Genomic DNA, 12533 nt, shown 5'->3' on the forward strand with positions numbered 1-12533 from the left:
AAAATCAAGGAGAAAAAATAAAATGAAAAATTTAATTATGTTTTTTGTATTAGTTATGGTTATGGTATTTTCAAATTATGAAGTATCATATTCGCAAGAAGTTGAAACGGGAAATTTCTACTTTTTAGTGGGAACGGAAGGGAACGAAAGAGCCATTATGTATTTGTATATATTTGGAGATGGAGCTTACGGTTCTTATTATACTGAAAGCCAAAGTATTACAGATACATATGGTGAAGATGGAGGATTTGGTGGAAGTTTTGACGGAAAGAATTTAAAATTAGGATATGGCGGAGAATGGGATAGCGATAAAGGTGAATATGTTAATCAAAAATATATTACGGGAACTTTGTCGGGCGATATAGTTTTTAGAGGAAAGCATAATTCTAAAAATGTTAATCTATCTTTAGCAAATGCGCCCATAAATTCTGCTCGTATTCGTAAGCAAGTTAAATATTATGAATCACCAAGCGGTTATTATTATGATTATTATATTACTGAATTTATATTTAATTCAAGAACTTTAGATACTTTGTATAGTTCAAGGTTGTCGTCATGGAGTGATATTGTTTATCTTGATGAAAATATAATAATTTTGGAAGGAATTTATGGATTAGGTGGAAGGTATGCAGGGTCTCTCTATAATGTATATTCTATAAATACAGGTAAAAAGATTGAAATGAAAGATTTTATCTCAAATTTAAATGATAGAAATTTGTTAGCTTTATTAAGAAAAAAAGTATTGGAATATGCATCTAATAATGATAATAATTATAATTACAATGATGAAACTTATTATAGTTTTGATAATGATTTGTATAGTTTTTATATTACTACAAAAGGAATTACTTTTTATATGTATGACGAAGGACTCTACAATGAACCTTATTCTATAGATATAGATTTCACTTTTGAAGAATTAAAACCTTACATTAAGAGAGGCTCGCCGTTGGATTATTTATTTAATTGATTAAAGTTATAAAAATACAAATTATAATTAGAGAATTAAAAGCGAAATGAGTATTGGTTTATAATATTTGTTTCGCTTTTATATATTATAATCTATTTTGAAGCCGTCAAGTTTATAAATTTCTATATTCATATTTCCGCATACTTTGAAAGAATTATTATTAGGATAATATCTTGTGGAAAAAACCGCTTCTCCGTCATTTATAAAAATTTCTACAGCTGAAGTGTCTACAAATATTCTTAAATTATTTAAGCATTCCAAATCGCAACTTCTCTTTTTTCTGCCGCCGCCGATATCGTTTATAAACTCCAATATAAATTTACCGTTTTCATATTTTCCGCAAAGTCCTTCGGATATAATAAATTTAAAATCTTTACTATTATTCAAATTTTCTAAACTTATTAATACCTCGTAAGAATCTATATTATAGTAAATTAAATTAGAAGAAAATTCATTTTTATTATATTTTTCTTTTATAATGATACCGTTTCTTAATTTATTCAAATTTCTATGCGGATTTTGAAAAAGTTTTTTATTTTTAAGAGTCAACTCCCGCGGAATAGTTAAACAATGCTGCCATCCGTATTTTACGGTTAAATTTTTATGAATTTCATCCGTATCTGGAACTCCCATCCACCCTATTAATACTCTATTTCCGTTTTCATCCAAAAAAGTCTGCGGAGCGTAAAAATCAAAACCTCTGTCTAAAATTGTAAAATCTAAAACTTTAATATCACCATTTCTATAATCAGAATTAATTAAAAAATATCCCGACAAATAAATATTCTCATATACATTCTCTTTTTGCTCAACTCCTTGAGGACAAGTTATTAAAATATTCTGTCCATTTATCTCAAATAAATCGGGGCATTCCCACATATAACCAAATTCTTTATCTGAATCAATACAACTCAAATATTTCCAATTAATTTTATCGTTTGAAGAAAATATTAATACTGTGCCAATATTTGGTTTTGTATTCTTTCTCACGCCTTGAACCATATAATAAATATTATCTTTTTTCCAAACTTTAGGGTCCCTTATATGATTAGTTATAAAATCTGGAAAATCTTTCATTTCCATTAAACAAATTTTTTCAGAAAAATTAACTGCATCTTTTGTAGTTATAAGCAATGTATTTGATTCTCTTCCAGAATTTATATAATCATGTTTTCCCAACAGTTTAACATTTCCAGTATAATATAAATATAAAGTATCGTCTTCTATAAAAGCGGAACCTGAATAAACTCCGTGACAATCGAATCTCTCGTCAGGATAAATTGCTACTCCTTCATATTTATAATCTATTAAATTATTAGATTTATAATGCCCCCAGAATTTCAATCCTCCGCTGACTTCAAAAGGCGAATATTGAAAAAATATATTATAGAAACCGTTAAAATACGAAAGCCCATTCGGGTCGTTTAGCCAGCCTATAGGAGGCATGAGATGAAATTTCAACCTCCATTTATCCCATTTATTATTTTGAAAATATTCTCTCTCCGTTTTCTTTATCTGTTCTTTAAAAATTTTACTAATAGAATTCATTATAAAACCTTTTAATATATTTTATTCGTCAGCTTCCATATATTCTTTTGGAACTCCAAAAAACCAAGTTATAGAAAAAGATAAAGCTATAGTCATAAGAGATATTATTACATAACCCGCTAATTGTTTAGCATCATATATATAAAGTAAAGTTCCTGGTATTCCTGTCACTCCGTTAGCCGTTCCTTGCAAATTAAATATTCTCACAAACAATCCTGTTATTCCAGATGCAATAGCGCCACAAACCATAGGTTTTATGCCGTATCTTATATTTATACCAAATATTGCTGGTTCGGTTATTCCAAGCCAAGCGGATAAAGACGCTCCGTATCCCATAGTTTTCACAGATTTTTTTCTCGTTTTTAAAGTAATGGCAAGACAAGCGGCTCCAGCTGCAAAATTACAAACGCTCAAAAGCGGATTGATAGGATTAAACCCGATAGACGCAAGTAATGATATTTCAATAAGATTCATTATATGATGAACGCCTGTAACGACTATAAATATATATACAAAACCTATTATTAAACCTCCCAATCCAAGAGGAAGAGTCAAAGAAAAATTAATGGCAATCAATATCCATTGTTCCACTATGTGAAATATAGGTCCTATAATAATTAACGATAGAATAAGCATTATAAGTAAAGTCAAAAATGGAGTGGCGAGTATATCTATAATATTTGGAATAATTTTTTTTAATTTCAATTCCAATTTTGAACCTATTATTCCAGATATGAGAGCTGGAAGAATACTGCCTTGATAACCGACTATAGGAATAAATCCAAGAAACATTATAGGATTAACTCCGCTATTTGGGTCCGCAACTAAATAAGCGTTGGGCAAAGCTGGAGATACGAGCATCAAACCCAAAAGTATTCCTAGAATAGGCGAACCTCCGAATACTCTAAAAGTTGACCAGCAAACTAAAGCGGGTAAAAATGCAAAAGTAGTTTCGGTTAATACGCTAATAAAAGTTATGACTGATATTGGCATATCTGAAGATTTTAAATTAAATAGATTCAAAAAACTATCGTTAATCAAAGCTCCTTTTAGTCCTAAAAATAAACCTGTGGCTATCATAGCGGGCATTATCGGAACAAAAACATCGGCAAATATACGAATAAACTTTTTAAATTTGTTTGTTTCTTTATATTCCGTCTTATTATCATTTTGTTTTGCAGAACATATTATTCCCATTGATGTAATTTCGGCATAAACCTTATTTACTACTCCAGAACCTAATATTATTTGATATTGCCCAGAATTAAAAAATACTCCTTTTACTCCTTCTATTTTTTGAACATCCGCATCCTTTATACTTTCTCTGTCTTTTACTATAAGTCTTAATCTTGTAGCGCAAAAAGTTGCAGAGGAAATATTATCTTTTCCAACCGTTTTAATAATTTCTTCCGCTGTTTTTTTATAATTTAAAGCCATAAAATAACTCCTATAAAATAATTGTTAGTTAGATATTATAACAATTTATAACATAATACAAGATTATATTATCATTAATAACGATATTATCAAATGGGATTAAAAGCTGAATTATTCTTTGCAACAATTTTTTATAATTAATGTTTACAATTTTATTTATTTTAAGAATGAGTGAAAATAAACAATAGGCTTTATTTTTAAATTAAAATCATTAATTAAACAAAGCCTATTATATTATTTCTAAATTTATAAAACTAATTAAAATTTATGAATATCAACATTTTTCTCTAATCTTTCAAGCTCGCTTTTCAAAAAGTTTTTCCATTCGTTCGGACGGAAAATCGGAGAGGTTATAAATATATCCTTATCCCCGCGTCCAGACATATTAACTATGATAACATCGTCTTTATTATAATTCTTCGCATATTCTATAGCCTTTGCTCCCGCATGAGCGCTTTCAAGAGCGAATATAATGCCTTCGTTTTTAGCAAATTCTTTGACGGCATTAACGGTTTCTTTATCCGTAGCGTAAGTAAATTCTATTCTTCCGTTCTCTCCCAAATATGCAAGCTGTGGTCCAACTCCCGGATAATCCAAACCCGCCGATATTGACATTGTTTCCGCTATCTCGTCATTTTCTTTCAATATAAATTTACTTTTATAACCTTGCGCCGTAAAATCTTTTGCATGAGGATTTTTCATTCTAACGGCGTTTTCTCCAAGCTTCATACTAATTCCGCCCGCTTCGACTGCAATAAGTTTTGGATTTTGTTTTTCTATAAAAGGCTCGAAAAATCCAATCGCGTTAGAACCTCCGCCAACGCATGCGATTAAAGCTTTAACATTTAATTTTTTTTCTTCAATCTGTTTTTCAAGTTCTCTGCCTATTATCGATTGAAATGTCCTCACAATATCGGGATAAGGACTTGGTCCGACCGCGCTTCCAAGCAAATAATGAGTATCGCTCAAATCTTTAACCCAGTCTTCCAATGCCATATCAACCGCGTCTTTTAATCCTCGCCCTCCTTTTTTAACCGCCACGACTTTCGCTCCGTATAATTCCATAGAAGCCACATTCGGCTGTTGTCTTTTAACATCGATTTCGCCCATATATATCGAACATTCGAGTCCGAGTTTTGCGCATGCCGCAGCGGTTGCAAGACCATGTTGTCCCGCTCCAGTTTCGGCTATCACTTTTTTCTTACCCATTCTTTTTGCAAGTAAAGCCTGTCCTATCGCGTTATTAATTTTATGAGCGCCCGTATGAGCCAAGCCTTCAAGTTTCACATAAATCTTCGCCCCGCCGATTTTTTCGGATAGATTTTTTGCATACATCAAAGGAGTCGGTCTGCCGATAAAATCGCTTCTCAATTCTTCAAGTTCGTTTAAAAAATCTTTGTCTTTGATATAATGCAAAAAAGCGCTTTCCAATTCGATTAAGATTTTCTCTAATTCTTCGGGAACAAATCTTCCTCCAAATTTCCCAAAGAATCCGTTATTGCTATTTGTCATTTTTAATCCTCCGTTCTATTAACAAATAATACTATAAATAGTAATGTATATTATATTGATAATTTTGTCAAGCGTTATTTTTAATTTTTTTTTCTTGACTTTTTGAAAAAATTTACTATATTATAAGTGTATGGAGCAAGATACAATTTAATCAAAAATTAAAGGAGGTTAAATAATGTTTTTAACAAAAAAATTATCAAAGGTTTCAAAGAGAATGCCCGTCATTTTATTAGTATTTGTGTTTAGTTTATCGGGAATAGTTGCCTGCGGGGATAATGAAAAAGCTACCAATCCAACTTCTTCAGATTCTGGAACATTTATACCCGAACCTGGATATACTGGACCTGTAAACTCCGATATACCGTCTTGGGAAACAAATCATTCTTCCATTGTTGATACGATTCCAATTCCCATTCCAGAACCCGAACCAGAGCCAGAACCCGAACCAGAGCCAAAACCTACTTTCGATGCTAACACATATTATAGAATATATGCCCCTTGGGTTAAATGGGACGAATCGCAAGCTCCAAACGGCTGGTTAACGAATGTTAGTTGGCAAGATACCGATACTTTGACTAAAATTTGGAAAGACCAGATTGACGGAGGTAAACGTAATGATGGCAAAAGATGGTTTATAAAAGATTCTGGCAATAAATATAGCGACCATAGATATGGAAATTATTACTACTTTGATAAAGATTTCAATATGGTATATTACAGAAACAAATCTTCGCTTACGCTTAGAAAATTCAGATGCGGTATAATCGTAAAATATAACGCTGGAAGAAACGCTGGAACTTGGACTATCGGCGGATTATATGAAACGGTATTGACTAAAGATGAAATTACGGTCAATAATTTTGATACTTTAAATATGTTTATGGGCGTAAGTTATATGGGAGATAGAAGCAGAGGATGTTTAGAGATTTTGACAATGAATACGGGATATGATGACTGGCATCAAAACGAATTCGGAGCTGATTTCTATTTTGCAACTTCAGGCGGAAAAGAGTCTTGGTATAATATAGAACAATATACAAACAAAAATCCCGAAGCCTTAAATAATTTCTTAAATGTAAAAAGAAATTTAGCGGGAATAAGAGACTGGACATACAAATTTGTAGATAATCGTGCTTATGACTGGCACTTGATGGACCACCTTCAATATAGCGGCTGGCATTAAAAAATATAGCAAATGATAATATTTTTATAACTCGTAAAAATTGGGCTTGCTCGTTTAGGGCAGGCTCTTTTTTATTTGACTTTAATTAAAATTTAAATTATTATAGTTATCATAATAAATTCTAAACTGCTTTTATTAAAAATATTTAATTTTAACGAAAGGCTTAATTTATGGGAAATTTTAACGATACGGAAAATAAAAAATTTGCGGAAGAAATAAAAGGAAAATTAAAAGCGGTATTTTTCGATATAGACGGAACTTTAGTTAGTTTCAATACTCATAAAGTTTCAGATTCTTCAAAAAGAGCGATTAAAGAACTTAAAGATAAAGGCATAAAAGTTTTTATAGCTACGGGAAGAATTAGAGGGCAAATAAATAATTTGGACGATTTGGAATTTGACGGATATGTAACGGCAAACGGACATGACTGTTATGTCGGAGATAAAGAAATATATAGAAATGTAATAAGCCGAGAAACATTGCATGCTTTACTCGATTATTTGGAAAAGGAAGAAAAATTTCCATGTTCGGTAATGACGAATAACGGAATATTTATAAATTATATTGACGATAAAGTAAAACGGCTTTCGGAAGGAGTAGATTTAGAAATTCCCGCCGTTGAAAATTATCGTCAGTTTGTGGAAGAAAATATTGATAATGTTTTGCAAATCAATATATTTGTGGACGAAAATAAAGAAAAAGAATTAGTGAAAAAATTATTTAAAGACTGCGAATCAAGCAGATGGCATCCAGCGTTCGCCGATATTAATAGAAAAGGCGGAGGCAAACATATTGGAATAAGTAAAATCATTGAATATTATAAAATCGATATTTCGGAAACTATGGCTTTCGGAGACGGAGGAAACGATTTGACTATGATAGAACATTGCGCGGTTGGAATAGCTATGGGAAACTGTAACGAAAAACTAAAAAAAGCCGCCGATTATATAACGGATAATGTCGATAATGACGGAATATATAAAGCGTTAAAACATTTTGATATAATATAAATTGATTTTTAATTGTTGAAAAATATAAAATTTTTTACTATACTAATAATATAAATAATTTATGGAGTTTTTTTATGAGAGCATATAATACCGTAGCATTAATACTTGGAGGAGGACGCGGAACGAGATTATACCCTTTGGTTAAAGCGCGTTCAAAACCAGCAGTTTCTTTGGGAGGACAATATAGAATGATAGATATTCCCGTATCGAATTGTATCAATAGCGGAATCAGGAATATTTATGTTCTAACTCAATTTAACAGCGCTTCTTTGAATAATCATATTTACAACGCTTACAGATTCGACAACTTCTCGAGAGGACAGGTAAGCATTTTAGCCGCCGAACAAACCGACACAAATGAAGACTGGTATCAGGGAACAGCGGACGCCGTTAGAAAAAATCTTTCGCATTTCGACAACGAATTTATTAATAATGTTTTAATACTTTCGGGCGACCAAGTTTATCGTATGGATTATAATGTTATGACTCGCCACATGCTTGAAACGGGAGCGGATATAGTTATAGGAACGGTTCCTGTGAATAGAGAAGACGCTAAAGGTTTCGGAGTAATGCTTGTAAATAAAAGAGGACAGATAACCAATTTTTACGAAAAACCAAAAGAAGATGAAATTCTTAATTCTTTGAAATTGAGCGCCGAACAAAAGAAAATGTTTGATATTGAAGATTCTAAAAAAGAATATTTGGCTTCTATGGGAATATATATTTTTAGAAGAAATGTCCTTAAAGAATTTTTGGAAGATAAGACAATGATGGATTTTGGAAAAGATATTATTCCAGAAGCGATAAAAAAATATAAAGTATTCAGCTACGCTTTTCAAGGATACTGGGAAGATGTAGGAACTATAAGAGCTTATTTTGACGCGAATATTTCTTTTGGAAGCAAAAATCCTCCTTTCGATTTCTATGATGAAGATGCTCCGATTTATACGCATGTTCGTTATTTGTCAGCATCGAAAATTGAAAAAGCTAATATTACTTCGAGCATAATAGCGGACGGATGCAAAATTGAAAACGCCACGATAAAAGAATCGGTTATTGGATTGCGTTCAGTTATTCAAAGCGGCTCTGTATTGGAAAAAGTTATCATGATGGGAAGCGACTATTATGAAAATAGCGCCGATATAGAGAGACTCAATGTTAGACATTTGCCTAAAATTGGAATTGGAAAAAAATGCAATCTAAAAAATGTTATAATAGATAAAAATGTTAGAATAGGAAACGAAGTGACTATCGTTAATAAAAAGAAAATTCAAAATCAGGATAGCGAATTTTACTGCATAAGAGACGGAATAGTCATAATTCCTAAAAATACGGTGGTAAAAAACGGAACTATAATATAATTATTATATATTATTGAATAATTATAAATTCGCTTTCAAGCGGCGTTACTATCTGTTTAACATTAAAAGAAGAATTATTTAATCTTGCAATATCTCTATAAATATTTACTTGAGAAACTTTATCGATATATTGCATTCCTAATATTTCGTTTACTCTATTTTTTAAAGAGTCGCTCATAACGATTTCGCTTGTAGTTTTATCTTTTAAATTAACTTCGGTAAACTGTCCTACGGGAGTGCCGTTTAATTTTCCGTATCCATGCAGGAATTGAACTCTCGTTACATTTTGGTTATAAGAAATTATTGCCGTTCCAGAAATATTTATAGTGCTGTTGTCGGGCGTATAAACGGTAATATAGTCGGGGTTATAACTCATAGGAGCTACTATTAAAATCTCTCCGTTATTCAAACTAAATACGATATTTTCGTTTTTATCAAAAGTGCTGTCTAAATATAAAGAAGAATTTTCTTTAACTTTTAATAAAATTCTATCCTGCGAATACGCGGTTAATGAAGATGCTCCCGTAATAATGTAGTCTCTCGTAAATAATAAATCTCCCAATCTTGCGGGTTTTTGAATCATTTTTTTTGCAGCTTGAGTTTCTGCGGAAGATTTTACTTCCACTTCGAGTTTTACATTTCCCTGAACATCGACTACTTTCATGTATTTATTTGAATTATAAGCGGCTTCAATATTAAATGAAAAAGCTATAATAAATATCGCGGTTATAATTTTTTTTTGCATTTTGAACTCCATAAACTCCATAAACTCCAATAAATTCCGTTTCACTTAAAAATTATCGGAAATAAAATCTTATTTTTAATTAAGCCTTTAAAAATTATTGTATAAAAATATTGATATTCGGACTTTTTAATTCGTTTCCTTCAAAATTAATTGCCTTGATATAAAAAGTATAATCTCCTCTTTTGAGATTCCATGAAATAGCGCCGTTTTTTAATTCTTCAATATTTGCAATAATTTCTTCGTTGCAATATAAATTTGCTTCGGAAATATTTTTAGGAATATAGGACGAAATAAAAATATTTTGATATTCTATCGGCAAAGTGGAATCGATTTTATAAACGGAATTATCGGTTGGCGAAGTTATTGAAATTCTTTCGTTTCTATTTCGATTATTTAAACTATTAATTTGATTTAAATTATTATCATTATTATAAGCGTAAGTATTTTTTGCCATAATCCATTCCGAACTTGGTTTTTCTATCTGCCTTTCTTTAATCCAGTCGTTATATTCGCTCGGCAAATTAAGAAAAACTTTTTTATCGATACTTCCGTCCGAATTCATTTTTATATATAAATTATGAACATCGCATTCTTCTCTGACTACATTTGAAAGCGAAAATTCTTCAAGCCGAGTTTCTTTACAAAATTCTCCTCTCAATTTTCCGCTGATTAAACAAATCTCTCTTTCCACAATATCGCTCGGTTTATCCCAGACGGTTTCTTTTTGACTTTTATTAAGCATAAAAAATAAATCGTAAAGTATCGGGACAGCGCCGTTTCCTCCCGTTATATTTATCATTTCGCTTCCCTTAAAATCTCCGAGCCATAAACCGACTATATAATCTTTTGTATATCCAACCGCCCAAGCGTCCCTCGAACCTTTTGAAGTTCCCGTTTTAATTGCCACGCTAAAAGGATAAACTAATCCTCTATAACTTCTGAAAGAACCCTGCCTTGCGTTTCTATCGGATAATATTTTATTTATTAAATACGCGCTCTCTTCAGAGATTACTCTTTTATGATTTAAATTTTTATTGATTGAAAATATATCTCCATTTTCTTTTTTAAGCGAAATAGTAGAATAATGATTCATAAATATTCCCGAATTTGGAAATATCGTATAAGCCGAAGCCAAATCTATAAGCCTAACTTCCGCGCTTCCCAATACCAAAGAATAACCGTAATAATCTGGATTCTTATCTATACTCCTTAAACCCGATTTTAATAAAATATTTTGAAAATCTTTAAGACTATATTTTGCCATCCATCTAACCGCAGGTATATTGAGAGAGTTTGCGAGAGCGTCTCTTATTGTGACTGGACCTCTATATTTTCTATCAAAATTTTCTGGAATATAATCTCCGCCGGGCGAACTGATATAAGTTTTAATATCTCCTATTACCGATGCGGGCGATTCTCCTTTATCGAATAAATAAGCGTAAAGAAAAGGTTTTAAAGCGCTTCCTGGCTGTCTTAAAGCGACAGCGCCGTTTACCGAGCCGTCCGTTTCTCTATCGAAATAATCCATCGAACCTATCATTGAAAGAACCTCTCCCGTTTTCGCATTTAATATCACGCAGGAAATATTTCTAACATTAAAACTATGAAGAGACTGACTTGCATTACTTATAACCAAAGACGCTTCTTTTTGCAATTTATAATCCAAAGTAGTTTTTACTTCAATTAAATTTGAATATTTTAATTTGTCGAGCGAATCTTTTATATACATCACAAAATGGGGAGCTTTTAAAGTATTTTTATCTCTATTTTTATAAATCGTTATATTTTCGTTTAAGCAATTATTATAATCTTCTTCGGAAATATAATTATTTTTTTTCATTTGATTTAGAACATATTTTTTTCTTGAATGCAATCTTTCGTTATATTTGTAAGGATTAAATTTTGTTCCCGATTTTATTATAGACGCGAGAATTGCAGATTCGTTTATATTCAAATCTTTAACTTCTTTTTTAAAATATAATTCCGCCGCCGCTCCTATTCCGTAGCAATTATTACCGAAAAAAATTCTGTTAAGATATTCAGTTAATATTTCTTCTTTTGTCATATTTTTTTCTAATCGTATCGAATCGAGAGCTTCGTAGAATTTATTTATATAATTTCTTTCTCTATGAATAAGGCTTTTTGAAAGTTGTTGAGTTATTGTGCTTCCGCCCGAAACAATTTTTTTATTTAAAATATTTGAAATAAAAGCTCGCAAAATCGCTTTGCAGTCAATTCCTTTATGGCTAAAAAAATTTTTATCTTCCGCGCTTATTACCGCTTCAATTAAATTTTGTGGCAAATCAGAATATTTAACTTCTTTATAAAATCCGCCGTATTCGGGAAAAAGATTTGCAAGCAAAATATTATTTCTATCGTAAATTTTTAACACTCTGCTTTCATTTTTTTTAAGTTCGTCTTTTGAAAAAGGTTTGTTTATATATTCTTTTGAGAATTTGTATAGATTGTAAATTTTCGGAGCGAATATCAAACCCGACAAAAACGAAACGATTAATAAAAGGCATATTATAGATAGGAATATTTTTTTAATTAATTTTTTTATGTTTTTCATTTTTTATGTTTTCAATTTAATTAAAATATTTTATTCTAAAAATCCAAAAATATAAATAGTCAATTTTATTAATAGCAAATATTAAAACCATTTTTATATATAACATTTTTTATTTTAAACTATTGACAAAATTTTTATATGTTGTATAATATTTTTAATTAATCAATGTTTAGAAATATAAATAAAGTATTGATA

The 12533-nt window shown here is 30.8% G+C and carries 9 protein-coding genes; 4 read left to right on the top strand and 5 right to left on the bottom strand.

Annotation, left to right across the window (positions count from 1 at the left end):
- Nucleotides 1-22: 22 nt before the first annotated feature.
- Nucleotides 23-970 carry a hypothetical protein gene (locus ACR0QS_RS05830; protein ID WP_432632502.1) on the top strand — a complete coding sequence of 316 codons (948 nt, stop codon included), beginning with the start codon at nt 23-25 and terminating at the stop codon, nt 968-970.
- Between the two features lie 78 nt (nt 971-1048).
- Here ACR0QS_RS05830 and ACR0QS_RS05835 read toward each other — a convergent pair whose 3' ends face one another.
- The 3 genes from ACR0QS_RS05835 to trpB form a co-directional block, all read right to left on the bottom strand.
- Entirely contained in the window at nt 1049-2518 is a 1470-nt protein-coding gene (locus ACR0QS_RS05835) for a glycoside hydrolase family 32 protein (RefSeq protein ID WP_432632503.1), read from the bottom strand.
- A 21-nt stretch (nt 2519-2539) separates the two neighbouring features.
- Entirely contained in the window at nt 2540-3955 is a 1416-nt protein-coding gene (locus tag ACR0QS_RS05840) for a PTS transporter subunit EIIC (RefSeq protein ID WP_432632504.1), read from the bottom strand.
- A 258-nt stretch (nt 3956-4213) separates the two neighbouring features.
- Nucleotides 4214-5467: a tryptophan synthase subunit beta gene (gene trpB, locus ACR0QS_RS05845; RefSeq protein WP_432632505.1), complete on the bottom strand. Its 1254-nt coding sequence runs from the start codon at nt 5465-5467 to the stop codon at nt 4214-4216.
- 175 nt (nt 5468-5642) lie between these two features.
- On the opposite strand from trpB, the gene ACR0QS_RS05850 reads away from it, so the two are divergent.
- From ACR0QS_RS05850 to ACR0QS_RS05860, 3 genes are all read left to right on the top strand, one after another.
- Nucleotides 5643-6650, top strand: coding sequence for a hypothetical protein (locus tag ACR0QS_RS05850; RefSeq protein ID WP_432632506.1), 1008 nt, complete (start codon nt 5643-5645; stop codon nt 6648-6650).
- A gap of 170 nt (nt 6651-6820) precedes the next feature.
- Entirely contained in the window at nt 6821-7660 is an 840-nt protein-coding gene (locus tag ACR0QS_RS05855; RefSeq protein WP_432632507.1) for a Cof-type HAD-IIB family hydrolase, read from the top strand.
- Between the two features lie 74 nt (nt 7661-7734).
- A complete protein-coding gene (locus ACR0QS_RS05860; RefSeq protein ID WP_432632508.1) occupies nt 7735-9021 on the top strand; it encodes a glucose-1-phosphate adenylyltransferase in 1287 nt (428 codons plus the stop codon).
- 10 nt (nt 9022-9031) lie between these two features.
- Here ACR0QS_RS05860 and ACR0QS_RS05865 read toward each other — a convergent pair whose 3' ends face one another.
- Both ACR0QS_RS05865 and pbpC read right to left on the bottom strand, forming a co-directional pair.
- A complete protein-coding gene (locus tag ACR0QS_RS05865; RefSeq protein ID WP_432632509.1) occupies nt 9032-9766 on the bottom strand; it encodes a hypothetical protein in 735 nt (244 codons plus the stop codon).
- A gap of 94 nt (nt 9767-9860) precedes the next feature.
- Entirely contained in the window at nt 9861-12338 is a 2478-nt protein-coding gene (gene pbpC / locus ACR0QS_RS05870; RefSeq protein ID WP_432632510.1) for a penicillin-binding protein 1C, read from the bottom strand.
- Nucleotides 12339-12533: the final 195 nt, after the last annotated feature.

Origin of the sequence: Brachyspira sp., assembly GCF_050873525.1 — a bacterium.
Lineage (GTDB): Bacteria > Spirochaetota > Brachyspiria > Brachyspirales > Brachyspiraceae > Brachyspira.

What these genes read in the sequence shown, in the direction of transcription:
- ACR0QS_RS05830 (WP_432632502.1), top strand. Translation starts at nt 23, where the DNA reads ATGAAAAATTTAATTATGTTTTTTGTATTAGTTATGGTTATGGTATTT.
- ACR0QS_RS05835 (WP_432632503.1), bottom strand. Translation starts at nt 2,518, where the DNA reads ATGAATTCTATTAGTAAAATTTTTAAAGAACAGATAAAGAAAACGGAG.
- ACR0QS_RS05840 (WP_432632504.1), bottom strand. Translation starts at nt 3,955, where the DNA reads ATGGCTTTAAATTATAAAAAAACAGCGGAAGAAATTATTAAAACGGTT.
- trpB (WP_432632505.1), bottom strand. Translation starts at nt 5,467, where the DNA reads ATGACAAATAGCAATAACGGATTCTTTGGGAAATTTGGAGGAAGATTT.
- ACR0QS_RS05850 (WP_432632506.1), top strand. Translation starts at nt 5,643, where the DNA reads ATGTTTTTAACAAAAAAATTATCAAAGGTTTCAAAGAGAATGCCCGTC.
- ACR0QS_RS05855 (WP_432632507.1), top strand. Translation starts at nt 6,821, where the DNA reads ATGGGAAATTTTAACGATACGGAAAATAAAAAATTTGCGGAAGAAATA.
- ACR0QS_RS05860 (WP_432632508.1), top strand. Translation starts at nt 7,735, where the DNA reads ATGAGAGCATATAATACCGTAGCATTAATACTTGGAGGAGGACGCGGA.
- ACR0QS_RS05865 (WP_432632509.1), bottom strand. Translation starts at nt 9,766, where the DNA reads ATGCAAAAAAAAATTATAACCGCGATATTTATTATAGCTTTTTCATTT.
- pbpC (WP_432632510.1), bottom strand. Translation starts at nt 12,338, where the DNA reads ATGAAAAACATAAAAAAATTAATTAAAAAAATATTCCTATCTATAATA.